Origin of the sequence: Pseudomonas sp. RIT-PI-AD (assembly GCF_025642785.1) — a bacterium.
In the GTDB taxonomy this organism is placed as follows: domain Bacteria; phylum Pseudomonadota; class Gammaproteobacteria; order Pseudomonadales; family Pseudomonadaceae; genus Pseudomonas_T.
In genome coordinates this window covers 1-23,674 of the sequence record NZ_JANZKU010000021.1, presented here as the reverse complement: position 1 = coordinate 23,674, position 23,674 = coordinate 1, and the positions used below count along the sequence as shown (strand labels likewise).

Genomic DNA, 23,674 nt, shown 5'->3' with positions numbered 1-23,674 from the left:
TTTAACGCGCCTCCCGCGCAACGTTCTCGTACTGCATCAGTCGGCGAATTCCGGTTTCTGCTTGCCCATGTGGGCCGCCATGGCCACCCGCAGGTCGGCGGACTGCAGCATCGCCGCGTTCCAGGTGGCGATGTACTCCAGGCCGTCGTCGACGCGGTGGTCGCGCATGTAGCGGATCATTTCCTTGGTGCCGCGCACCGCCAGGGGCGATTTCGCGGCGATGTCGCGGGCGATGGCGAAGACGCCCTCGATCAACGCAGGGGCATCCGCGTAGGTCCGGTTGACCAGCCCCAGCTCACGCGCCTCTTCGCCGTCGAAGGTCCGGCCGGTGTAGGCCAGCTCACGCATCATGCCGTCGCCGATGAGCCTGGGAAGGCGCTGCAGGGTGCCGACGTCGGCGGCCATGCCGATGTCGATTTCCTTGATGGAGAATTGGGCGTCGCGGGTGGCGTAGCGCATGTCGCACGCCGAGATCAGGTCGATCGCCCCGCCCAGGCAATAGCCATGGATGGCGGCGAGTACCGGCTTGCGGCACAGGTCGACCGCATTGAAGGAGGCCTGCAACTGGAGAATCTTGCGTCGCAGGGTTTCGGCGTTGCGCCCGACATCCTTGCCCAGGGAATTGCCGACCTCGGCCAGCAGCATCAGGTCGATGCCCGAGGAAAAATGCTTGCCGGCCCCCGAGAGCACCACGACCCGGACCTCATCGGTGTCGTCGACCCAGCGGAATACCTCGATGATTTCCGTCCAGAAGTCTGCGTTCATCGCATTGATCTTTTCCGGACGGTCGATCACCACATGGGCGATCTTGTCCGCCACTTCGACGCGGAAGGCTTGATATTCGGGCACGCTGGTCACCTCGGGCGGCGCGGCACGGCACGAAGCGCGGCGCCGGGATTCGTTGAACGGAATCGCGCAACTATAACAAGCGTGGCCTGAATGTTCGATGCTGGCCCCGAGAAGCGCGGCTTGGCGCACATTTGACCCGGCGCCGCGCCGGGGACGAGCGCGGACGGCCGGCGCCGTCCGCGACGGGCTCAGTGCTTGAGGCACTCCACCGTGTACAGGCGTCCGTTGGGCCCTTCCTGGTGTTGCAAGCCATGCACGTCGGAATCGAAGCCTGGGAAGCTGCGATCGAAGGTACGGGCGAACTCCAGGTAGTCGATGATCGAACGGGTCGCCTCGGTGAAGCGCTCGCCGGGCATGATCAGCGGGATGCCCGGCGGATAGGGCACCAGCATCACCGCGGCGATGCGGCCCTCCAGCGCCTCGATGGGCACCGCCTCCACCTCGCCGCGCACCAGCTTGTCGTAGGCGTCGGCGGGCTTGATGGCCAGCTCCGGCAACACCGTGTACATCCGCTTCAGCGCCTTGGCGGTGGCGTTGTCCCGGTAGCAGTTGTGCAGTTCGTCGCACAGGTCGCGCAAGCCCATGCCCTGGTAGCGCGTGCCGCCCGCCTGGGCGGCCGACGGCAGCGCCTGGATCAGCGGCACGTTGGCGTCGTAGTGGCGCTTGAATTCCAGCAGCTCGGTGAGCAGCGTGCTCCACTTGCCCTTGGTGATGCCCATGGAGAACAACACCAGGAACGAGTAGAGGCCGGTCTTCTCCACCACCAGACCGCGCTCCCAGAGGAACTTGCTGACCACCGCCGCGGGAATCCCGCGTTCGTCCAGGCGCCCGCCGGCGGTGAGCCCGGGCATGGTCAGGGTGACCTTGATCGGATCAAGCAGCACGTAGTTTTCCGCCACGTCGCCGAATCCGTGCCACTCCGCGTCCGGCTGCAACAGCCAGTCGGAAGTGGTGACGCTGTCCACGCCTTCCGCCATCGGCGGCTGCCAGATGGTGAACCACCAGTCCTCCGGCTGCAGGTTGCGGCCCAGGGCGGCCAGGGCCCGGCGGAAGCTCAGCGCCTCATCGAAGGTTTCCTGGATCAACGAACGCCCGGCCGGACCTTCCATCATCGCCGAGGCCACGTCCAGGGAGGCGATGATGCCGTACTGGGGCGAGGTGGAGATGTGCATCATGAAGGCTTCGTTGAAACGCTCGCGGTCGAGCTGGCGCGCGCCGCCGTCCTGCACGTGGATCATCGACGCCTGGCTGAACGCCGCCAGCAGCTTGTGCGTCGAGTGGGTGGTGAACACCAGCGGGGTGTGCTCGTGGCGCACGGTGCCCATGCCATAGCGCCCCTGATAGAACTCGTGGAAGGCCGCGTAGGCATACCAGGCCTCGTCGAAATGCAGCACCTCGGCGGAATCGCCCAGGGTGCACTTGACCATTTCGGCGTTGTAGCACAGGCCGTCGTAGGTGGAGTTGGTCACCACCGCCAGCTTCACCTTCGGCTCGCGACCACGGGCCAGCGGGCTCGCATCGATCTTCGCCTGGATCGACTCGCGGGTGAACTCGCTCAGCGGAATCGGCCCGATGATGCCCAGCTCGTTGCGCTCGGGGCTCAGGTACAACGGGATCGCGCCGGTCATGATGATCGCGTGGAGGATCGACTTGTGGCAGTTGCGGTCCACCAGCACCAGGTCGTCGCGCGCCACCATCGAATGCCAGACAATCTTGTTCGCGGTCGAGGTGCCGTTGATCACGAAGAAGGTGTGATCGGCGCCGAAATTACGTGCCGCACGGGCCTCGGCCTCCGCCAATGGACCCGTATGGTCCAGCAGCGAGCCCAGCTCCGGCACCGACACGGAGAGGTCGGAACGCAGGGTGTTTTCCCCGAAGAACTGGTGGAATGCCTGGCCCACCGGGCTCTTGCGATAGGCCACGCCACCGCCATGGCCGGGCGTGTGCCAGGAATAGTTCGACTGCGCCGTGTGCTGCACCAGTGCCTTGAAGAACGGCGGTAATAGGCCGTCGAGGTAATTGCGCGCCGCCCGGGCCACCTGCCGCGCGAGGAAGGGCACGGTGTCCTCGAACAGATAGAGCAAGCCACGCAGGTGGTTGAGATCGGCCATGGCTTCGGCCGGCGCGTTCTCGATGGTCACCTGTTCGCCCAGGGCGAAGATCGGCAACTGCGGCGCGCGCACCCGGGCGACTCGGATCAGCTCCACGACGTCGTGCAGCAGGCGCTGGTTCTCGCCCGCGCCTTCGGCGGCCAGCAGGATGCAGGCCAGGCCATGATGGGTGGAAGCGACGATGCGCCCCTCGGCGGAACTGGAGGTGGAGAGAATGCTGAAGCCATCCTGCTCGAGTTCGCGCGCGATGCCGCGGACCCGCTCACCGGCGACGGTGTCGGCCTTGATGTCGCGGTGAACGATGAGGACGGGGAATTTTAGGTCTTTATACATTGTGGCGTCCTGAAGGCGGCGGGCACCGGCCCGCTCGTGCCGCCAGGGTAGAGACTCGCTCCTACAGGCGGAACCCCCCGGGCATCAGCCTGTAAGAAAAGGTCGCATCCGCGACGCCGCCGGCTGTCACTCGGCGCCGACCTCGAGCTGCGCCCATACCGGCGGGGCGCCGGCCGCCTTCTCGATGATCGCCAGCCGCGCGACGTGGGCGGCGAGTTCGTCCTCGCTGGCGCGGATGACCCGCAAGCGCGGGCGATCCGCCGCCAGGCGACGGATCGGGGTCGCCTGCTGGCGCCCGCTGCCGTCGTTGTCGCTGCCCTCGCCCGCCAGCGACAGGTGGGTCTGCCCGCCGGTCATGGCGAGGAAGACGTCGGCCAGGATCTCGGCATCGAGCAAGGCGCCGTGCAGGTCGCGGCCGGAGTTGTCGACCCCGTAGCGCTTGCACAGGGCATCGAGGTTGTTGCGCTGGCCCGGGTGGCGTTCGCGGGCCATCAGCAGCGTATCCAGCACCGTGCAGTGCTCGGTGATTTCGCTGCGCTCGGTGTGCCCGATCAGGCCGAATTCGTTGTTGATGAAGCCGATGTCGAACGCCGCGTTGTGGATGATCAGCTCGGCGCCCTTGATGAATTCGAAGAACTCGTCGGCGACGTCCTTGAAGCGCGGCTTGCCGACCAGGAAGTCATTGGTGATCCCGTGCACCGCGATGGCGCCTTCGTCGACTTCGCGATCGGGCTGCAGGTAGACGTGGAAGTGCCGGCCGGTCAGGCGCCGGCCGACCAGTTCGACGCAGCCGATCTCGATGATCCGGTGGCCATCGGTGACCGGCATGCCGGTGGTTTCGGTATCCAGTACGACATAACGCATGGTGAAGACCTTCGTTGCGCGGCGGCGCCAGGGCCGCCAGGGGACTTGTTCCTACGGCTAGACCAGTTCGCTGACGCCGCGATTGGCCAGCATGTCGGCGCGCTCGTTGCCGGGGTGGCCGTTGTGCCCGCGCACCCACTGCCACTCGACCTGGTGGCGGTTCACTTGCTCGTCGAGCAACTGCCAGAGATCGGCATTCTTCACCGGCTGCTTGGCGGCGGTCTTCCAGCCGCGCTTCTTCCAGTTCGGCATCCATTCCTGGATACCGCGCATGACGTATTCGGAATCGGTGACCAGCTTGACCTCGCAGGAGCGCTTGAGCGCCGCCAGGGCCTGGATGGCGGCCATCAACTCCATGCGGTTGTTGGTGGTCTGCCGCTCGCCTCCCCAGAGTTCGCGCTCGGCGCCTTTATAGACCAGCACCGCGCCCCAGCCGCCGCGGCCGGGATTGCCCTTGCAGGCGCCGTCGGTATAGACCTCGACCTTCTCGCTCACTTATGCCTCGTGCTTCGAATCGCGGCGGGACACCTTGGCCACCGGCATCGGCAACAGCTTGCCCATCGGCTCGCGACGCGACTGGCGGAGCGGACGCAGGCCGACCACCAGTTTGCGCGCCACCAGCAGATAGAAGCCGGCGCCGGGCGCCTGTACGGCCCCGCCCCACGTCTCCAGCCGCGCCAGACGGGATTGCCAGGCGGGCGACGCGAGCGGCGGACGATAGCACCCGAAGCGGCGTTTCTCCAGCGCGAAGCCGAGCAGGTGCAACCAGTCGCTGACCCGGTTCGGGGCGATGCAGCGGGCCTGGCGGAACACGTCGCGGGCGAATAAATGGCGCATGCCCCAGGTGCTCCAGGGGTTGATCCCAAGAATCAGCAAATGACCGCCGGGGCGCACGCTGCGGGCGGCTTCGCGCAGCAGGCTGTGGGGCGACAGGCAGAAATCCAGGCCGTGCTGCAACACCACCACGTCGGCGGCATGCTCGCCCAGCGGCCAGGCATGTTCGTCGCAGGCGATCTCCACCCCCGGCAGCGGCGCGCCCAGGTGGACGCTGCGCTGGATCTGCCGCGCACCGGCCGGGCGTTCGGCGGGCGGCCCATAGTGCACCAGGTATCCGCCGAAGTAGCGGGCCAGCTCGTCCTCCAGCAAACGCTGCTCTTCGGCGCGCAGCAGCGCCCCGAGCGGACCGGCGAACCAGTCGCGTGCTTGCCCGGTCATCTTCAACCACGCGGCCTCGGCGTCGGCGAACGGATTCTCGGTCATGGCTGATCTCCTGCTGCGGCATGGCGCCGCCCTGGGCATAATCCGGTGCGCGAGCCCCGGGATGTCGGTTCGATCGAACGCGCGTCGCGCGCCGTCCCAGCATGCGCCCGGCGCACGCGATTGGCGATGCCGCGGGAACCCACGCGCCTTGGTGGGAGTCGCCCACTAGACAGGTCGCGCGAAGACGCGACGTTCGATAACCGATGGATGAGCCGCCCCATGATACAGATCGACGCCCTCCCCGCCTTTTCCGATAACTACATCTGGCTGTTACAAGATGCGACCCAACGCCGCTGCGTGGTCGTCGACCCCGGCGACGCCGCGCCGGTCCTGGACTGGCTGGACGCCCATCCGGACTGGCGCCTGAGCGATATCCTGATCACCCACCATCACCAGGACCACGTCGGCGGGGTCGAACGGCTCAAGGCGAGCACCGGCGCCAAGGTCTACGGACCCGCCGACGAAAGCATCCCCGGCTGCGACCGCGCGGTGCGCGATGGCGAGCGCGTCGAGGCGCTCGGTTTGACCTTCCAGGTCATGGCCGTGCCGGGGCATACCCTCGGGCATGTGGCTTATTACCATGAGGACCCGCTGAATCCGCTGCTGTTCTGCGGCGATACCCTGTTCGCCGCCGGTTGCGGCCGGCTGTTCGAAGGCACCGCCGAACAGATGCACCACTCCCTCGGCCGCCTGGCGGCGCTGCCCGAGACGACGGCGGTCTACTGCGCCCACGAATACACCCTGAGCAACCTGCGCTTCGCCCAGGCGGTGGAACCGGGAAACCCGGCCGTGGCCGAGCGTTTCGCCGACGTCTCGGCCTTACGCGAACGCGGAGCGATGAGCGTGCCGTCGCGACTGGCCGAAGAAAAGGCCACCAACCCGTTCCTACGGGTCGAGGAGGACGCGGTACGCAGGAAAATCGACGAACGGGAAGGCGTCGCTGAACGTACCGCCGTTGAGGTCTTCAGGGCGTTGCGCGGCTGGAAGGATCGCTTCTGAACGGGCGGCGGCCACGCGGAAAACCCGGCGAAACTTGACCCTCCGCGGGTCGGTTCCTAGAATCGCCCGACCTTTTCGCCGAGCAAGCGCCCCCGACCAATGCCGCCATCGTCGCCTAAAACCCCTGATTTAGACGCATTGGGACGCGCCTCTCCGGCGCTCGTCATAGCCCTCGCCGCCGTCCTCGGCGGCTGCCAGAGCAACGGTGGAACGGTGGAGCCCACCGCGCCGGCGCCCGACCTGCGGGCCACCCTGCAGCGCAATCCGCCGGTCTGGCTGGCAGAAACCCCGACGCCGCAGCCGCCCCAGGACATCTGGGAACGCATGCGCCTGGGGTTCAAGCTGCAAGGCGAGATCGGCGTCAATCCGCGCATCGAACAGCAACGCCTGTGGTTCGTCGGCAACCCGTCGTTCATCGAGAACGCCAGCAACCGCGGCAGCCTGTACATCCACTACGTGGTGGAACGTCTCGAAGAACGCGACATGCCGCTGGAACTGGCGCTGCTGCCGGTGATCGAGAGTGCCTACAACCCCTTCGCCTATTCCCGCAGCGATGCTGTGGGGCTGTGGCAATTCATCCCGTCCACCGGCCGCCACTACAACCTGCGCCAGACCAACTGGTACGACGGCCGTCGCGACATCACCGCCTCCACCACCGCCGCGCTGAACTACCTGTCGCGCCTGCACGACATGTTCAACGGCGACTGGCTGCTCGCCCTGGCCGCCTACAACGCCGGCGAAGGCACCGTAAGCCGAGCCATGGAGCGCAACCAGAAACTCGGCCTGCCGACCGATTACTGGAACCTGCCGCTGCCCCAGGAGACCCGCGACTACGTGCCCAAGCTGCTGGCGCTCTCGCAGCTGGTGCTCTCGCCGGTGGCCTATGGCATCAACCTGAACCCGATCGCCAACCAACCCTACTTCGAAGTGGTGGAGTTCAAGCAGCAGTTGGACCTTTCCCGGGTCGCGGCGCTGGCCAACATCGAGGAAGACGAGCTGTACCAGCTCAACCCGGCCTACAAGAAGCGCATCACCCTGGACGGCCCGCAGCACCTGCTGGTGCCGACCCAGAAGGCCGGCCTGCTGGCGGCCAACCTGTCGCACATGAAGCCCCAGGACCTGGTGGGCTGGCAGCAATACCGGGTACGCAAGGGCGACAGCCTGAAAAGCATCGCCAACCGCTATCAGGTCGCCGCCGACACCCTCAAGGACCTCAACAGCATCTCCGGCAACCGTCTGCGAGTCGGCCAGCAACTGAACATTCCGCGGCAACCGGGCGTGAAGACGCGCGAGCCCCTGCCGCAGGGTTTCGCCGTCGCCACCGCGCCCAAGGCCACCGCCCGCGCCTACCAAGTGCGCAGCGGCGACAACCTCTGGCAGATCGCCAAGATGAACCGGGTCGACGTGCAGGACATCCAGCGCTGGAACAAGCTGTCCGGCCATGAACTCAAGGTCGGCCAGGTGCTGCAACTGCAAGGTGCGGCGAGCAAGCCCATCGCGGTGGCCAGCGCCTCGCCCGCCCGCGCCCCGCTGGCCCCGGTGACGGCGAAGCGCGATGCCAGCCGCGCGGAGCGCCAGGACGTGACTTACTACAAGGTGCAGGAAGGCGATTCGATGTACCTGATCGCCAAGCGTTTCAACGTGGAAATGCAGCACCTGCGCAACTGGAATCCACGCAGCGGCCATGCGCTCAAGCCGGGCCAGACCCTGACCCTGCGCCTGGGCAGCCGCTAACGCTTGGACAGGGCGTCCAGCCCATGGCCGGCGGCCCTGGCGAGCCGCTGAAAGGCGACGAACTCCTCGGTGCGCAACACCCTCCCCGACGGGCGACAGTCGGCATACAGCACACCCACGCTCTTGTGTCCGGCCATCAATGGCGCGATGAAGAACATGCCGCGGCCGAACCAACCGCGCATCGGTCGGGTGACCAGGTCGTTCAGATTGGACGTGGCGGGGATACCCATCCATAGCGGCTCGCGGCTGCGCAGGACGTAGTCGAACAGGTGCGGCGACTCCAGGGTCTGCGCCGGCAGGTCGAAGCCCTCCAGCCATGCCGCGGCCTGCTCGCCAGTCGCGCGCTTGGCTCGGAAGCGCCGCTGCCCGTCGGCCAGCACCGCGATCATCACGCGCTCCAGGCCGACGCCCCGCTGCAAGCCATCGAGCAGCAGATCGAGCAACGACGCTGCCTCCGCACGGCTGGCCGAGGTGGCGCCGAGCGCCTGTAGCACCCGCGCCAGCAGCAACGGATCGGCGTCCGGCGGACGGATCGCCGGCCGTGCGGGGGACTCGCCCACGGGGAAATCCCGCGTCGGGATGAGCCGCGAAAGCGTGCCGATGCCGAAGGTCGCCGCCACCTTCACCGCTTCGTCGGCGCTGGCCAGGACCTGGCGCAGCGCGTCTTCCGGAGAAACGCCGATGAAGCGGGCCAGGCGTTCGACCAGCACCCTCATCTCCGCCGTGTCCCAGCCGTCCAGCGCCGCCTGGGCGATGCGCGTGCCGAGGTTCACCACGTCCGCCGCCGGGCCGCCCAGTTGCGAAAGCCCGACGGTTTCGCCCAGGCCCCAGTTCTTCGCCAAGCCCAGGGTCAACTGGCGGAAGCTGGTGCCCGTCACCTCGCGCACCGCGCTGGCCGAGTCGGCGCCCGGTTGCGCCAGGGCCTCGGCGAGCTCGTCGGCCTGGGCGCCGGCGCACCCCCAGAACGCCAGTTCGCCGAGGTCCTGCAACAGCGCGCCGATGAACACCTCTTCCTGTTGCCGGGCCAACATATAGCCGGCGATGTTGCGCGCCTGCACTGCACCGTGGAAGGACCGCGCGAGCAGGTTCTGCACCTGTTCGCGCGGCACGCGGCCGAGCAAACCGTCGATCAGGCTGACCGACAGGCCGATCAGCCGGACGGTTTCGAAGCCCATCAGCACGATGGCCCGGGACAGCGTGCGAATGGGTTCCCGCACCGGGTTGTAGTAGACGCTGTTGGCGATGCGCAACACCTTGGAGGTGAGCGCCGCGTCCCGCAGCAGGACCTCCGCCAGTTGCCGCACCGATACGTGCTGCTCGGTGGCCAGCTGCTGCAAATCCTGCACCACGGACGCCAGGGCGGGTAATTCGGCCTGATTGAAACGATCGACCCATGACTGCAAACCATGGCTACGGGTGTCCACGATGATTCCCTCGGATGCTTTCGGGCAGTGTAGCCAAAGTGATGGCACCGGCTATCGGTCGCTCCGTCTTTTTCGAGGGGATACAAGCTGTTACTGTACCGCCAAAAGGCTCCGGGCCGCGTCGCGTGCAGCCCGGCGGACAACGACGATGCACCCGGCCCACCGACCGGGCTTGAGGAGAACGGATTTGGTCATGCCAGTAGTGCGCCATGGGGCGCTCTCCCTCGACGGGAACCTGTTTCGCTCGTCCAACCGCCCCCCCCTGCTGGTACCTTCCCGGATCGACCCGCGCACTTGATGCGTCCCCTCCTGTCCTTACTGCTCGGCCTGGCCACCAGCGCGCCGGCCAGCGCCGCTATCAGCGTGAGCCATGGCTACGCCCAGTTCGGCCTACTCAAGTATCCCGCCAGTTTCGACCATTTCGACTGGGTCAACCCCGACGCCCCCAAGGGCGGCACGTTGCGGTTGATGGCCTTCGGCACCTTCGACACCCTCAATCCCTACACCATCAAGGGCACCAGCCCGATCGCCACGGCTAACTTCGCCCAGTACGGGGTCAGCGAACTCAACGAAACCCTGATGGTGGGAACCGGGCTCTACGACCCCTCGGGCGACGAGCCGGCATCCAACTACGGGTTGATCGCCGAGAAGGTGGAATACAGCGACGACCGCAGTTGGGTGGTGTTCGATCTGCGTAAGGAAGCGCGCTTCCACGATGACACGCCGGTCACCGCCCGCGACGTGGCGTTTTCCTACCGCCGCCTGCTCGAGCAGGGCCACCCGGCCTACCGTACCAGCCTGCAGGAAGTGCAGCGCGTCGATGTCCTCGGGCCCCACCGCATCCGCTTCGTCTTCAAGCGCGCCGGCAATCCCCTGCTGATCCTGCGCCTGGGGGAAATGCCGGTGATGTCCCGGCAGTACTGGAAGCATCGCGATTTCCAGGCCACCACCTATGAGCCACCGCTGGGCAGCGGGCCCTATCGGATCGTGCAGGTGGTGCCGGGTCGGCGCCTGGTGTTCGAGCGGATCAAGGACTGGTGGGGCGAGAAACTGCCGGTCAACCGCGGCAAGTACAATTTCGATCGGGTCGAAGTGGAGTTCTACCGCGACAGCGACGTGGCCTTCGAGGCGTTCAAAGCCGGCGAATTCGACCTCTACATCGAGCATCAGGCGAAGAACTGGGCCAACGGCTATCGCTTCCCCGCCGTGGCGCGGGGCGAGGTGATCCAGGCGGAAATCCCCCATCGGATTCCCACCCAGACCCAGGCCCTGTTCATGAACAGCCGCCGCAGCCTGTTCGCCACTCGCCGGGTTCGCGAAGCCCTGGGGCTGATGTTCGACTTCGAGTGGACCAATCGCGCGTTGTTCAACGGCGCCTACCTGCGCGCCGAGAGCTATTACCCGAACAGCGAGTTCGCCGCCACCGGCAAGCCGGAAGGCCGCGAATGGCTGCTGCTATCGCCCTATCGCCAGCGCCTGCCGGCACGCCTGTTCGAGCGGCCCTTCCATACCCCGCGCACCGAAGGACGCGGCATCCCGCGTGACAGCCTGCGCCGGGCGCTGAAGCTGTTGGCGGCCGAGGGCTGGACCCTGTCCGGCCAGCGCCTGGTGAACGCGCGAGGCGAGCCGTTGCGTTTCGAGATCCTGCTGGTCAATCCCAGCCTGGAGCGCGTCATGCAGCCTTATCGCGACAACCTCGCCAGTATCGGCATCGAAGCCAACATCCGCACGGTGGATCGCGCCCAGTACAAGCAACGCCTCGATCGCTACGATTACGACATGGTGTTGATGACCTTGCCGCAAACCCTCAGCCCCGGCCTGGAGCAGTCGCTGTACTTCCACTCCAGCCAGGTCAACGTCACCGGCGGCAAGAACTACGCCGGGGTGGCCGACCCCATGGCGGACGCGATGATCGACGCCCTGCTTGCCGCCACCACCCGCGACGAACAGGTGGCCGCCACCCGCGCCCTGGACCGGATATTGCTCTGGCAGCACTACAGCATTCCCAACTGGTACATCAATCAACACCGCCTGGCGTACCGCAACCGGTTCGCCTTCGTCACCACGCCGCCCTATACCCTGGGCCTGCGCGCCTGGTGGCTGAAGCCCACGGAGACCGCCCGATGAATAGCGTATTAGGGACTTTCTACCGGCGAGGTTGCGCCCGGCGAGGCTGCGCCGCGTTGCTGCTGGCCCTCGCCGGCCTGGCCAGCGCCGAACCACGGCACGCGCTGACGCTCTACGACGAAGCGCCGAAATACCCGGCGAACTTCCGGCATTTCGATTACGTGAACCCCGACGCGCCCAAGGGCGGGACCCTCCGCCTGTCCGGCCTCAACGGCTACGACAGCTTCAACCCCTTCATCCCCAAGGGCACCCCGGCGGATCAGTTGCCGCTGCTGTACGACTCCCTGACCTTCCATTCCCAGGACGAGCCTTTCACCGAATACGGCTTGCTGGCCGAACGGATCGAGAAGGCCGCGGACGACAGTTCGGTGCGCTTCTACCTGAACCCCAAGGCGCGCTTCAACGACGGCACGCCGGTGACCGCCGAAGACGTGGTGTTCACCTTCGAGATGCTGACCCAGCACGGCGACCCCATGTATCGCCACTACTACGCCGATGTCGCCAAGGTGGAAGCCGAGGACGCGCGGCGCGTGCGTTTCGACTTCAAGGCGCCGGGCAACCGCGAGCTGCCCTTGATCCTCGGCCAGATCCAGGTACTGCCCAAGCACTGGTGGGCCACCCGCGACTTCGCCAAGACCAGCCTGGAGCCACCGCTGGGCAGCGGCCCCTACCGCATCGCCAAGTTCGAACCGGGCCGTTCGATCCGCTACGAGCGGGTCAAGGACTGGTGGGCCAAGGATCTGCCGGTGAGCCGCGGCTATTACAACTTCGACGTGATCGCCATCGACTACTACCGCGACATGTCGGTGGCCCTGGAGGCCTTCAAGGCCGATCAGTTCGACGTCAATCAGGAATACTCGGCCAAGGACTGGGCCACCGGCTACGACAGCCCGGCCCTGCGCGCCGGTCGTTTCCGCCAGGTCAGCATTCCCAACCACAATCCGGTGGGGATGCAGGGCTTCACCTTCAACATCCGCCGCCCGCTGTTCCAGGACCGGCGCGTGCGCGAGGCGATCGCCAGCCTGTTCGACTTCGAATGGACCAACAAACAGCTGTTCTTCGGCTCCTACAAGCGCACCCGCAGCTTCTTCGAGAACTCGGAAATGGTCGCCAGCGGCCTGCCCGACGCCGAAGAACTCAAGTTGCTGGAACCGTTACGCGGAAAGATTCCCGAGGAGGTCTTCACCCAGGCCTTCGCGCCCCCGGTGAGCGACGCCAGCGGCATCATCCGCGAACAGCAGCGCCACGCCTACAAGCTCCTGCTGGAGGCCGGCTATCACATCGAAAACGACAAGATGGTCGATGCGGCCGGCAAGCCGCTGAGCTTCGAGTTCCTCATCACCCAGGCCAATCTGGAGCGGGTGATCCTGCCGTTCAAGCGTAACCTCGCCGAGCTCGGCATCGACCTGCAGATTCGCAAGGTGGACGTGTCCCAGTACATCAACCGCCTGCGCTCGCGGGACTTCGACATGACCTCGAGCATCTGGCCGCAGTCCAACTCGCCGGGCAACGAGCAGATGGAGTTCTGGCATTCCCGCAGCGCCGACAGCGCCGGCAGCCGCAACTTCATCGGGCTGCGCGACCCGGCCATCGATACCCTGGTGGAAGGCCTGATCCGCGCCGATTCGCGCAAGAGCCTGATCGTCCATGCCCGCGCCCTCGACCGGGTGCTGCTGTGGGGCCACTACGTGGTGCCCAACTACTACCTCGACAGTTGGCGGGTCGCCTACTGGGATCGCTTCGAGCGCCCGCCGGTCGTACCGCTCTATGACTTCGGCCTGATGACCTGGTGGCAAAAGAAAGACGCCGCGCCTCCCGTCGCCGAGCCCACTCCGGCCGAGCCGCCGTACGCACAGGAAGCACCCTGAATGCTCGCCTATATCCTGCGCCGCCTGCTGCTGATCGTGCCGACCCTGTTCGGCATCCTGCTGATCAACTTCATCATCATCCAGGCCGCCCCCGGCGGCCCGGTGGAACAGATGATCGCCAAGCTCGAAGGCTTCGATGCCGCCGCCGGGGGCGCCACCGGGCGGATCTCCGGCGGCGGTTCCGAGGTCGCCAGCGGCAGCTCCACCTATCGCGGCGCCCAGGGCCTGGACCCCGAGCTGGTGGCGGAAATCGAGAAGATGTACGGCTTCGACAAGCCGGCCCCCGAGCGCTTCTGGCTGATGCTGCGCAATTACCTGCGCCTGGATTTCGGCCAGAGTTTCTTCCGCGACGCTAAGGTCACCGACCTGATCGCCGAGAAAATGCCGGTATCGATTTCCCTCGGCCTGTGGAGCACCCTGATCACCTACCTGGTCTCGATTCCCCTGGGTATCGCCAAGGCGATCCGCCACGGCACCGCCTTCGACGTCTGGACCAGCGCGGCGGTGGTGGTCGGTTATGCGATCCCCTCGTTCCTCTTCGCCATCCTGCTCATCGTGCTGTTCGCCGGGGGCAGCTACTGGGACTGGTTCCCGCTGCGCGGCCTGACCTCCAACGATTTCGCCGAACTGTCCCTGGGCGGCAAGATCCTCGATTACTTCTGGCACCTGGCGCTGCCGGTCACCGCCCTGGTGATCGGCAACTTCGCCACCCTCACCCTGCTGACCAAGAACAGCTTCCTCGACGAGATCAACAAGCAATACGTGGTCACCGCCCGCGCCAAGGGCCTGACCGAGCGCCAGGTGCTCTACCGCCACGTGTTCCGCAACGCCATGCTGCTGGTGATCGCCGGCTTCCCCGCGGCCTTTCTGGGCATCTTCTTCTCCGGCGCGATGCTGATCGAAGTGATCTTCTCCCTCGACGGGCTCGGCCTGCTGGGCTTCGAATCCATCGTCAATCGCGACTATCCGGTGGTATTCGGCACCCTGTTCATCTTTTCCCTGCTCGGCCTGCTGACCAAGTTGGTCAGCGACCTTTCCTACACCCTGATCGATCCGCGCATCGATTTCGAAAGCCGGAGGCATTGACATGGCCCTCTCGCCTTTCAACCAGCGTCGCCTGCACCGCTTCAAGGCCCACAAGCGCGGCTGGTGGTCGCTGTGGATCTTCCTGACCCTGTTCGGCCTGAGCCTGGGTGCGGAACTGATCGCCAACGACAAGCCGCTGGCGCTGCGCTACGACGGCGAATGGTATGTCCCGGTGTTCAAGCGATACCCGGAAACCGCCTTCGGCGGCGAATTTCCCCTGGAAGCCAATTACAAGAGCGCCTACATCCGCGAGCTGATCGAGGCCAAGAACGGCGAGATGTACTGGCCGCCGATCCGCTTCAGCTACGACAGCATCAACTACGACCTCAAAGTACCGGCGCCGGCACCGCCTTCGGCACAGAACTGGCTGGGCACCGACGACCAGGGCCGCGACGTGATGGCGAGGGTGATCTACGGGTTCCGCATCTCGGTGCTGTTCGCCCTGGCCCTGGCGCTGTTCAGTTCGTTGATCGGGGTGGTCGTCGGGGCCCTGCAGGGTTACTACGGCGGCTGGGTCGACTTGCTCGGCCAGCGTTTCCTGGAAATCTGGTCGGGCCTGCCGGTGCTGTTCCTGCTGATCATCCTTTCCAGTTTCGTCCAGCCCAACTTCTGGTGGCTGCTGGGCATTCTCCTGCTGTTTTCCTGGATGAGCCTGGTGGACGTGGTCCGCGCGGAATTCCTCCGCGGGCGCAACCTGGAGTACGTCCGCGCGGCCCGTGCCCTGGGGATGGGCGACACCGCCATCATGTACCGCCATATCCTGCCCAACGCGATGATTTCCACCCTGACCTTCATGCCGTTCATCCTCACCACCGCCATCGGCAGCCTGACCACCCTGGACTTCCTCGGCTTCGGCCTGCCAGCGGGCTCGCCGTCCCTGGGCGACCTGGTCGCCCAGGGCAAATCCAACTTGCAGGCGCCCTGGCTGGGCATCAGCGCGTTCATCGTCCTGGCGCTGATGCTGTCGCTGCTGGTGTTCATCGGCGAAGCCGTCCGCGACGCCTTCGACCCGAGGAAATAGGCCATGTCCGAGAATCTGATCGAAATCCGCGACCTGGCCGTAGCCTTCGGCACCGGTGCCAACGCCACCCGCGTGGTCGACGCGGTGAGCTTCGACATCCGCAAGGGCGAGACCCTGGCGTTGGTGGGCGAGAGCGGTTCCGGCAAATCGGTGACCGCCCACTCGATCCTGCGCCTGCTGCCCTACCCCATGGCCCACCATCCCAGCGGCAGCATCCGGTATGCCGGCGAAGACCTGCTCACCCTGAGCGAATCACGGCTGCGCGGCATTCGCGGCAACCGCATCGCCATGGTGTTCCAGGAACCCATGACCTCCCTCAACCCCCTGCACAGCATCCAGAAGCAGATCGGCGAGATCCTCGCCCTGCACAAGGGCCTGACCGGCGCGGCCGCGCGACGACGCACCCTGGAGCTGCTCGAACTGGTCGGCCTGCCCGAACCGCACAAGCGCCTGAATGCCTATCCCCACGAACTGTCCGGCGGCCAGCGCCAGCGCGTGATGATCGCCATGGCCCTGGCCAACGAGCCGGAACTGCTGATCGCCGACGAACCGACCACTGCGCTGGACGTCACCGTGCAGTTGAAGATCCTGCTGTTGCTCAAGGAATTGCAGGCGCGCCTGGGCATGTCGCTGCTGCTGATCAGCCACGATCTCAACCTGGTCAGACGGATCGCGCAACGCGTATGTGTCATGCAGCGCGGACGTGTCGTCGAACAGGCATCGTGTGACGAGCTGTTCCGCGCGCCGCAGCATGCCTACACCCGCGAGCTGCTCGCCGCCGAACCCAGCGGCGAGCCGGTTCCGGTGGAAGCCGGCCCGCCGTTGCTGGAAGTCGAGGACGTGCGGGTGTGGTTTCCGATCCGCAAGGGGCTGTTGCGGCGAACGGCCGATCACGTGAAGGCCGTCGATGGCGTCGATTTCAGCCTGCCCAGGGGGCAGACCCTCGGCATCGTCGGCGAGAGCGGTTCGGGCAAGTCCACCCTGGGCCTGGCGATCCTGCGGCTGCTCGGCAGCCAGGGCGCGATCCGTTTCCAGGGGCAATCGCTGCAAGGCTTGTCGCAAAAGGACGTGCGGCCGTTGCGGAGGCAGATGCAGGCGGTCTTCCAGGACCCTTACGGCAGCCTCAGCCCGCGCATGTCGGTGGGCCAGATCGTCGGCGAAGGCCTGGCGATCCACCGGATCGGCAACGCGGCCGAACAGGAACGGGCGATCGTCGAAGCGCTCGTGGAAGTGGGGTTGGACCCGGACACCCGGCATCGCTACCCCCACGAGTTTTCCGGCGGGCAGCGGCAACGTATCGCCATCGCCCGCGCGCTGGTGTTGAAGCCGGCGCTGATTCTGCTCGACGAGCCCACTTCGGCGCTCGATCGCACGGTACAGCGCCAAGTCGTGGAACTGCTGCGCGCGCTGCAGAGCAAGCACGACCTGACCTACCTGTTCATCAGCCACGACCTGGCGGTGGTCAGGGCGCTGAGCCACCAGTTGATGGTGATGAAGCAGGGACAGGTGGTGGAACAGGGGCCGGCCGACGCCATCTTCGCGGCGCCCCGCCACCCTTATACGCGGCAGTTGCTGGAGGCAGCCTTCGTGGTGCCGGCAACCGCCGATTCATCCAGATAGCAGGAAGAGGAACGGAACAATGGGATTTCTCACCGGTAAGCGGGTATTGATCGTCGGTGTCGCCAGCAAACTGTCGATCGCTTCGGGCATTGCCGCCGCCATGCACCGGGAAGGCGCGGAGCTGGCCTTCACCTACCAGAACGAAAAACTCAAGGGTCGCGTCGAAGAGTTCGCCGCGGGCTGGGGCTCCAACCCGGAGCTGTGCTTCCCCTGCGACGTGGCCAACGACGACGACATCGCCGCGGTGTTCGAGGCCCTCGGCAAGAAATGGGACGGCCTGGACATCATCGTCCACTCGGTCGGCTTCGCCCCGGGCGACCAGCTCGACGGCGACTTCACCGCGGTCACCACCCGTGAGGGCTTCCACATCGCCCACGACATCAGCGCCTACAGCTTCGTCGCCTTGGCCAAGGCCGGCCGCGAGCTGATGAAGGGCCGCAACGGCAGCCTGCTGACCCTGTCGTACCTGGGCGCCGAGCGAACCATGCCGAACTACAACGTGATGGGCATGGCCAAGGCCAGCCTGGAAGCCGGCGTGCGCTACCTGGCCGGCAGCCTCGGCCCGGAAGGTACCCGCGTCAACGCCATCTCCGCCGGCCCCATCCGTACCCTCGCCGCCTCCGGTATCAAGAGCTTCCGCAAGATGCTCGCCGCCAACGAGAAGCAGACTCCGCTACGCCGCAACGTGACCATCGACGAAGTGGGTAATGCCGGAGCCTTCCTCTGCTCCGACCTGGCTTCGGGGATCAGCGGCGAAATCCTCTACGTGGACGGCGGTTTCAACACCACCGCCATGGGCGCCATGGAAGACTGACGCTGCCCTGAAGGAAAAAAGGCCGCTTTGAGCGGCCTTTTTCTTGGGTTGCCGTCACTACCGCGCATTCGCCGGCGGAAGGCAGTCAGCCGCCATGGGCCGGATAGTGCCGGCCGAGGAAGTTCACCAGATAGGCATTCACCTCGGCAGGGCGTTCGCCTTGCATCCAGTGGCCGCATGCCTCCAACAGGTGCTGTTCCAATCGCGGCACGCACTCGGGCATACGCTTCAGGGCCTGGGCTTCCAGCGTGCCGACCGGGTCCTTGTCGCCGAGCAGGTACAACGCCGGCTGCTCGATCCGCGCGTCGGACAGGGTCTCGCCAAAGCGCCAATTGCGTTCGAAATTGCGATACCAGTTCAACGCGCCTCGAAAGCCTCGCCCGGCGAAGCTATCCAGATAGTGCTGAAATGCGGTCTCGCCACACCACGCCGGGGGCACGCCCGGATCCGGCATGCCGTCAAGCAGACGCGCATCCGCGGGTTTTTCCCGCAGGAACAGGTCCTTGGGAACCGCCGCGGAGCAGCCGTGCATCATCATCCGCAAGGTGCGCGCGGGATCGGCATCCAGTTCGGCCTCGGCGACGCCGGGCTCCTGGAAATACAGGATGTAGAGAAAGCGTCCGGCGAAGGCGCTTCGCATCGACTCCAGAGGCGAGCGTTTCGCATGCCCGCCGTAAGGCACCGACAGGCCTGCTACCGCAGCGATACGTTGCGGTTCCAGCAAGGCCAGATGCCAGGCGACGGGAGCCCCCCAGTCGTGACCCACCACCGCGATCCGGTCCTGGCCGAGCGCATCCATCGCCAGGCGGATGTCTCCGCACAGGCTCTGCAGGTCATAGGCCTCGGGGGCGCTCGGTGCGCTGCTCTGGCCATAACCGCGCATCTCGGGCACGCATACCCGATAGCCCTCGGCGGCCAGCGCGGCGATCTGATGCCGCCAGGCATACCAGCATTCGGGAAAACCATGCAGCAGCCACACCGGGCGACCCTCGGCGGGGCCGCTGATGTAGAGGCTGAGGTGGCTACCCTTGACGTCCAGCAGGCGATGTTCGACCGCATCCATGGAGGCTCCGCTTCATCGATAGGGACCCGGGGCGGGTCGCCGAATCCCTCACTCTGCCAAAAACCAGCCTCAGGCGTCGCCTCCATCGACCCTCTGAATACCGGGAAGACGATCAACCTTGGGCGCTGCTCCAATCGATCAGGCCGAACTGCCAGGTGGCGAGGATCAATAGGCCGAATACGATCCGGTACCAGGCGAAGGCCGCATAACTATGGTGGGCGATGAACTTCAACAGACCCCGCACGGCGATCATCGCGAAGAGGAATGCCGTCACGAACCCGATCGCGAACACCGGCAGATCGCCGGGCAGGAACAGATCGCGATACTTGTAGCCGGAATAGACCGCCGCACCCACCATGGTCGGCATTGCCAGGAAGAAGGAAAACTCGGTCGCCGTCTGCCGCGACAGCCCGAACAGCAGGCCACCGATGATGGTCGCGCCGGAACGCGAGGTGCCCGGGATCATCGCCAAGCACTGTGCCATGCCGATCTTCAGCGCATCGCTCCAGCGCATCTGCTCCAGGGTCTCGACCCGCACGGCATGCTGCCGGCGCTCGGCCCAGAGCATGACCCCCCCCCCTATTACCAAAGCGGCCGCCACTGTGAGCGGGTTGAACAGGTAGCGGTGGATCGCATCCGAGCAGAGCACGCCCAGGAAGACGGCTGGCAGGAAGGCGATCAACAGGTTGCACGCGAAACGCCGATCCCGAGGCTCATGGGGCAGGCCGAGCACGACAGCGCCTATCTTGCGGCGAAATTCCCAGACGACCGCCAGGATCGCGCCCAACTGGATGATGATATTGAAGGCCATCGCACGCTCGCCACCGAACCCTAGCAGGTCTGCGGCGATGATCTGATGTCCGGTGCTGGAAATCGGCAGGAATTCCGTAAGGCCTTCGACGATACCTAAAATCAGTGCTTGAGCCGCAACCCAAAAATCCATCGACACCTCTTGACCCTACGTATGGGAACGGCTGGAGCCCTCGTGCCATAAAGGCTGGCTCCGCTGACACACAATACAAACATCCAGACTGGCTTGCGCCGCGCGGCATGCTACCAAGCCTAGTGTTGAAGAAAAGTGAAAAGACCGAGAAAAGTCAGGAATCGTTCCACGATGGCCAGTCAAACCACGCCATTAGTTGAAAACGCAATTTGCGTTCTATGGGAAACCCATCAAACGAGGGAGTATTCGGGAGAATTCTCGATCGCCAAGCACCGTGGGGGAGAACCGGCTCAAGGCCATAGGCGGCACTTTGCAGGCAGGAAGGAGCGGCGTGGCGAAGTGATCGGATAAGCGTTTCTGGCGAGATCGACGAACGCATGAACAGGAGCGCGTCTACCGGATGCCGGCAGCGCAAAACGTGCTGTCTGGCTATCGCCTCAACTGGCCTGGGGCAAGATCCGCTGCAAGGCAAGAGCCTGCAGATCGGAACGTACGGTGCTGACGATACGTTCTATATCGCCCAGCGACAGCTGTGTGGAGCAGGCTATGCCGGTCACCGTGAGCAGGACGTCACCGGAGGCGGGGTCCATTACCTGCGCGCGCAAGCTGCGTGGCGAATCCAGTGTGGCGGTGAAATCCAGCGGCTTGAAATAGCTACGCATCAGTTCGCAAGCCCTGGGAAACGAGAAATGGGTCATGGCGCCTCCGTCACACTCAGGGACTTTCACAGCGGCCTTTCAGCTATCTGAAAGTAGCGCTCCTACCGAGGAAAACCAGCTTTTCCGGTGTTCTTCCCCGCGCTATTTTGCCGCCGCTTCCTTACAAGGCGACTAAGTCCGCGCCTTCATTGAAGTAAATTTTCGCGCTCACGAAAAAAGCCGGGAATATTCAGACGAACGGCAGCGAACTTTTATTAGTCCGAGGTCTATGAGTCAGCGAGACACCGGTCGGAGTGCCCACATCGGCTTACCACATCGGTAAAACGACATAGAGGATCACTTTAGCGACACTATGTGACTTACGAGTCTATAAATGTCATCAACGCTAGGAGGGCAGCGATAGGTGTCGGCAAGCGCTCTCGACGAGCTACTACTCACGGGCAACCCTGGAGACATTCAATGAACGCCCCACTCCGCTTCAATGAAGCGTTGCTTATCACCGGCCGAGCTTTCCAACCTTTCCAATGCATAGCCTGGGCTCCGCAAGACGGAAGCGGCGAACTGGACATCAGCGTATTGGACAAAACCAGTACTCGCCTGCTGGGCCATTCGAAGATCCCGAGCAGCACTTATTGCGATCCGCAAAAACTGGCGACTATCCTCGAACAGTCCCGCGAAGAGCTCTGCAACAAAGGCTACATGCTCGCGCCGTGGAGCATGCCTGACTGAATCCGCTGAAGGACGGCCTTCCAGGCCGTCCTTCGTTCGCCACCCGACGCAGCTTCATCAGAATTTCTCCGAGCCATCCGGTGTCTATTTTTTGTCGCCCTCGGAGTCATGTCATGCAAGTCACCCAACGCACGCCACTGGCGGTTCGATGTATTCGTTCGTCCATGTATCCCTGGCCAGAAAGCCAGGCTGCGTTTCTTTCGGTAGGCCCTTCAGCAGGGCGACTTCATTTCCAGCGTCGAACTTCCATAGCGACATTCGCGAATAGCGGCGTTTGAACACCCATACGCCGTCCCTCCGTCACGATCCGCAATCCCTTTGTCAGCCGAGGAACTCATGAGCACATCCACTTCTAGCGTTCCCCCCTTGGCCGAGGGTATTCGTCCTGTTCCACAGGATGAATACAGCGATACCGGAACGCTGCTCTGCCCTACTCTTCCAGCGGATTTGGTTTATGTAGACGACAGCCGACCCGGCATAAGGCGACGCCTACTGCGTGGCAAGTTTGCGTACTTCGACGAACATAATCAGAGAATTCGAGACGAAGAAACTATAAAGCGGATAAACAAGCTGGTAATCCCTCCGGCTTATACGGATGTCTGGATATGCAATGACCCGAAGGGTCATTTACAAGCCACAGGTCGTGATGCGAAAGGTCGAAAACAATATCGGTACCATGAACGTTGGAGAGAGATTCGCGACGCCAATAAATATGAACGCCTGCTGGAGTTCGGACGCACGCTGCCCAAACTGCGCGCGAAGATCGAGGCTGATCTGAACAAACGCGATCTAGGGCGGGCCAAGGTCATGGCCACAGTGGTCAGCTTGCTCGACTCCACGCTGATTCGAGTCGGAAACATGCAATATGCACGCGATAATAAGTCCTTTGGGCTGACCACGCTGCGTAATCGCCATGTCGAAGTCAAAGGGCAAGCCATCCGCTTTCACTTCCGCGGTAAAAGTGGTGTCGAACACAATGTCAGCCTGAAACATCCCCGTCTGGCCAGAATCATCAAACGCTGCATGGACCTGCCCGGTCAGCATCTTTTTCAATATCTCGATGACGAGGGCGTTCGCCATACCATCAATTCGTCCGATGTAAACCTCTACCTTCAAGAACAATCGGGTAGCGACTTCACGGCCAAGGATTATCGAACCTGGGCGGGCAGCGCACTGGCCCTGGCTTCCCTGCGGGAATTACCCTGGAAAGACGAGGCGGATGCGAAGAAGCAAGTCGTAGCGATCATCAAGGAAGTGTCCAACCAACTCGGAAATACACCAGCGGTCTGCCGGAAATGCTATATCCACCCGGCGGTCCTCGATGCCTATCTGAATGGCGACCTATCCAATGTCCGAAAGGCCCGAGCACGCAAGGGACTGCGTCCCGAAGAAGTCGCATTGATCACTTTCCTAGAAGGCCTGAACGCCGAGCAGACGTCCTGAGCGCCTTGTTAGCTCAGTTGGGTAGAGTACTGCCCTCCGAAGGCAGGGGTCGTGGGTTCGAATCCCGCCGGATGCGCCAGATACCTTGGGTCGATTATCGAAGTCGATCGAACGCTAAAAAGCCCGCCTAGTGCGGGCTTTTTCGTTTCTGGGATGTGAGAGGCAGGAGCGCATCAAGCAGGGCTGCGATCAGCCGATGGGAATGGCTCACAAGGGCGAGCTTATCGCTCAAGTGAGCGGAACGCGCGGACAGGAAGGCGTTCTGGAACTTCAGGCCAACCCTCAAGGCTTGCAATCAGCCTTTCCCATTGAGAATGGCTCTGACCTCGCGCGTTGGCGATGTGGGGAGGTGCACAAGCGGCACTCTGGACTCACATAATCGCAGTCGAAGCCAGCCACGAATTGACGACTTGTTTTGCTCTGAATGTGCTGTGCAGCTGCCACACTAAATGTGGAGAGTTCCTGATTATCTCTCTCTGCGCAGACCGAACTCGGTGTTCTGGTGTAACACCGCAAAGCCATGAGACTTCGTTTAAGTTGGTGTGTAAAAGCCATGCGCGATGCCTTGGCTCTGGAAGTGCCCAAATCCCTACCAGCCATCGAGTTCGCCGGGTACTGCCATCGAGATAGGGACGATCCTTAATGCATCCCCTCTGTCCGTTGGGGGAGAATTCCAGCGGTATAACAGCCAACAGTTCTTCAACCACATTGCCAGTAAGCACTCTCT

Annotated in this window: 19 protein-coding genes; 10 read left to right on the top strand and 9 right to left on the bottom strand. The window is 64.2% G+C overall.

The window, feature by feature from the left end; genetic code table 11:
* Nucleotides 1-36 precede the first annotated feature (36 nt).
* The 5 genes from OGL92_RS16955 to OGL92_RS16935 form a co-directional block, all read right to left on the bottom strand.
* Complete coding sequence (locus OGL92_RS16955) at nucleotides 37-849, bottom strand: crotonase/enoyl-CoA hydratase family protein (RefSeq protein ID WP_263145716.1); 813 nt, start codon at nucleotides 847-849, stop codon at nucleotides 37-39.
* Nucleotides 850-1,037: 188 nt separating this feature from the next.
* On the bottom strand, nucleotides 1,038-3,293 hold the full coding sequence (locus tag OGL92_RS16950) for an arginine/lysine/ornithine decarboxylase (protein ID WP_263145714.1): 2,256 nt from the start codon (nucleotides 3,291-3,293) through the stop codon (nucleotides 1,038-1,040).
* 126 nt (nucleotides 3,294-3,419) lie between these two features.
* Entirely contained in the window at nucleotides 3,420-4,157 is a 738-nt protein-coding gene (gene dnaQ, locus OGL92_RS16945; RefSeq protein ID WP_263145712.1) for a DNA polymerase III subunit epsilon, read from the bottom strand.
* Nucleotides 4,158-4,214: 57 nt separating this feature from the next.
* Nucleotides 4,215-4,652, bottom strand: a complete 438-nt coding sequence (gene rnhA, locus OGL92_RS16940; protein WP_263145711.1) for a ribonuclease HI — start codon at nucleotides 4,650-4,652, stop codon at nucleotides 4,215-4,217.
* A complete protein-coding gene (locus tag OGL92_RS16935) occupies nucleotides 4,653-5,417 on the bottom strand; it encodes a class I SAM-dependent methyltransferase (protein ID WP_263145709.1) in 765 nt (254 codons plus the stop codon).
* 219 nt (nucleotides 5,418-5,636) lie between these two features.
* Between OGL92_RS16935 and gloB the strand changes: the two genes are divergently transcribed.
* Together gloB and OGL92_RS16925 are read left to right on the top strand one after the other, a co-directional pair.
* Nucleotides 5,637-6,416, top strand: coding sequence for a hydroxyacylglutathione hydrolase (gloB, locus tag OGL92_RS16930; protein ID WP_263145707.1), 780 nt, complete (start codon nucleotides 5,637-5,639; stop codon nucleotides 6,414-6,416).
* A gap of 99 nt (nucleotides 6,417-6,515) precedes the next feature.
* Nucleotides 6,516-8,150, top strand: a complete 1,635-nt coding sequence (locus tag OGL92_RS16925; protein ID WP_263145705.1) for a lytic transglycosylase domain-containing protein — start codon at nucleotides 6,516-6,518, stop codon at nucleotides 8,148-8,150.
* Here OGL92_RS16925 and OGL92_RS16920 read toward each other — a convergent pair.
* The gene (locus OGL92_RS16920) at nucleotides 8,147-9,574 is read right to left on the bottom strand and encodes an HDOD domain-containing protein (protein ID WP_263145702.1); all 1,428 of its coding nucleotides are present in this window, start codon (nucleotides 9,572-9,574) and stop codon (nucleotides 8,147-8,149) included. The two genes, OGL92_RS16925 and OGL92_RS16920, sit on opposite strands and share 4 nt — an antisense overlap.
* A gap of 297 nt (nucleotides 9,575-9,871) precedes the next feature.
* On the opposite strand from OGL92_RS16920, the gene OGL92_RS16915 reads away from it, so the two are divergent.
* The 6 genes from OGL92_RS16915 to fabI are packed head-to-tail and all read left to right on the top strand — an operon-like array spanning nucleotide 9,872 to nucleotide 18,110.
* Complete coding sequence (locus tag OGL92_RS16915; RefSeq protein WP_263145822.1) at nucleotides 9,872-11,701, top strand: extracellular solute-binding protein; 1,830 nt, start codon at nucleotides 9,872-9,874, stop codon at nucleotides 11,699-11,701.
* Nucleotides 11,698-13,569: an extracellular solute-binding protein gene (locus OGL92_RS16910; protein WP_263145699.1), complete on the top strand. Its 1,872-nt coding sequence runs from the start codon at nucleotides 11,698-11,700 to the stop codon at nucleotides 13,567-13,569. The genes OGL92_RS16915 and OGL92_RS16910 overlap by 4 nt, the downstream gene beginning before the upstream one ends.
* A complete protein-coding gene (locus OGL92_RS16905) occupies nucleotides 13,570-14,655 on the top strand; it encodes a microcin C ABC transporter permease YejB (RefSeq protein ID WP_263145696.1) in 1,086 nt (361 codons plus the stop codon).
* A gap of 1 nt (nucleotide 14,656) precedes the next feature.
* Nucleotides 14,657-15,676, top strand: a complete 1,020-nt coding sequence (locus tag OGL92_RS16900) for an ABC transporter permease (RefSeq protein ID WP_263145694.1) — start codon at nucleotides 14,657-14,659, stop codon at nucleotides 15,674-15,676.
* A 3-nt stretch (nucleotides 15,677-15,679) separates the two neighbouring features.
* Nucleotides 15,680-17,296: an ABC transporter ATP-binding protein gene (locus OGL92_RS16895; RefSeq protein WP_263145691.1), complete on the top strand. Its 1,617-nt coding sequence runs from the start codon at nucleotides 15,680-15,682 to the stop codon at nucleotides 17,294-17,296.
* A gap of 19 nt (nucleotides 17,297-17,315) precedes the next feature.
* Nucleotides 17,316-18,110 (top strand): enoyl-ACP reductase FabI, encoded by a 795-nt coding sequence (gene fabI, locus OGL92_RS16890; RefSeq protein WP_263145687.1) that lies wholly within the window; start codon nucleotides 17,316-17,318, stop codon nucleotides 18,108-18,110.
* An 85-nt stretch (nucleotides 18,111-18,195) separates the two neighbouring features.
* On the opposite strand, the gene OGL92_RS16885 is transcribed toward fabI, so the two are convergent.
* The 3 genes from OGL92_RS16885 to OGL92_RS16875 form a co-directional block, all read right to left on the bottom strand.
* On the bottom strand, nucleotides 18,196-19,173 hold the full coding sequence (locus OGL92_RS16885) for an alpha/beta hydrolase (RefSeq protein WP_263145684.1): 978 nt from the start codon (nucleotides 19,171-19,173) through the stop codon (nucleotides 18,196-18,198).
* Between the two features lie 112 nt (nucleotides 19,174-19,285).
* A complete protein-coding gene (locus OGL92_RS16880; RefSeq protein WP_263145681.1) occupies nucleotides 19,286-20,116 on the bottom strand; it encodes an undecaprenyl-diphosphate phosphatase in 831 nt (276 codons plus the stop codon).
* Between the two features lie 437 nt (nucleotides 20,117-20,553).
* Nucleotides 20,554-20,814 (bottom strand): DUF1652 domain-containing protein, encoded by a 261-nt coding sequence (locus OGL92_RS16875; RefSeq protein WP_263145679.1) that lies wholly within the window; start codon nucleotides 20,812-20,814, stop codon nucleotides 20,554-20,556.
* A gap of 420 nt (nucleotides 20,815-21,234) precedes the next feature.
* Between OGL92_RS16875 and OGL92_RS16870 the strand changes: the two genes are divergently transcribed.
* Together OGL92_RS16870 and OGL92_RS16865 are read left to right on the top strand one after the other, a co-directional pair.
* Nucleotides 21,235-21,504 (top strand): hypothetical protein, encoded by a 270-nt coding sequence (locus OGL92_RS16870; protein ID WP_263145676.1) that lies wholly within the window; start codon nucleotides 21,235-21,237, stop codon nucleotides 21,502-21,504.
* Nucleotides 21,505-21,840: 336 nt separating this feature from the next.
* Entirely contained in the window at nucleotides 21,841-22,947 is a 1,107-nt protein-coding gene (locus tag OGL92_RS16865) for a DNA topoisomerase IB (RefSeq protein ID WP_263145675.1), read from the top strand.
* Nucleotides 22,948-23,674 lie beyond the last annotated feature (727 nt).

Coding starts and splice junctions, on each gene's coding strand:
- OGL92_RS16950 (WP_263145714.1), bottom strand. CDS start 3,293: ATGTATAAAGACCTAAAATTCCCCGTCCTCATCGTTCACCGCGACATC.
- dnaQ (WP_263145712.1), bottom strand. CDS start 4,157: ATGCGTTATGTCGTACTGGATACCGAAACCACCGGCATGCCGGTCACC.
- OGL92_RS16935 (WP_263145709.1), bottom strand. CDS start 5,417: ATGACCGAGAATCCGTTCGCCGACGCCGAGGCCGCGTGGTTGAAGATG.
- gloB (WP_263145707.1), top strand. CDS start 5,637: ATGATACAGATCGACGCCCTCCCCGCCTTTTCCGATAACTACATCTGG.
- OGL92_RS16925 (WP_263145705.1), top strand. CDS start 6,516: ATGCCGCCATCGTCGCCTAAAACCCCTGATTTAGACGCATTGGGACGC.
- OGL92_RS16915 (WP_263145822.1), top strand. CDS start 9,872: ATGCGTCCCCTCCTGTCCTTACTGCTCGGCCTGGCCACCAGCGCGCCG.
- OGL92_RS16910 (WP_263145699.1), top strand. CDS start 11,698: ATGAATAGCGTATTAGGGACTTTCTACCGGCGAGGTTGCGCCCGGCGA.
- OGL92_RS16905 (WP_263145696.1), top strand. CDS start 13,570: ATGCTCGCCTATATCCTGCGCCGCCTGCTGCTGATCGTGCCGACCCTG.
- OGL92_RS16900 (WP_263145694.1), top strand. CDS start 14,657: ATGGCCCTCTCGCCTTTCAACCAGCGTCGCCTGCACCGCTTCAAGGCC.
- OGL92_RS16895 (WP_263145691.1), top strand. CDS start 15,680: ATGTCCGAGAATCTGATCGAAATCCGCGACCTGGCCGTAGCCTTCGGC.
- fabI (WP_263145687.1), top strand. CDS start 17,316: ATGGGATTTCTCACCGGTAAGCGGGTATTGATCGTCGGTGTCGCCAGC.
- OGL92_RS16885 (WP_263145684.1), bottom strand. CDS start 19,173: ATGGATGCGGTCGAACATCGCCTGCTGGACGTCAAGGGTAGCCACCTC.
- OGL92_RS16880 (WP_263145681.1), bottom strand. CDS start 20,116: ATGGATTTTTGGGTTGCGGCTCAAGCACTGATTTTAGGTATCGTCGAA.
- OGL92_RS16875 (WP_263145679.1), bottom strand. CDS start 20,814: ATGACCCATTTCTCGTTTCCCAGGGCTTGCGAACTGATGCGTAGCTAT.
- OGL92_RS16870 (WP_263145676.1), top strand. CDS start 21,235: ATGAACGCCCCACTCCGCTTCAATGAAGCGTTGCTTATCACCGGCCGA.
- OGL92_RS16865 (WP_263145675.1), top strand. CDS start 21,841: ATGAGCACATCCACTTCTAGCGTTCCCCCCTTGGCCGAGGGTATTCGT.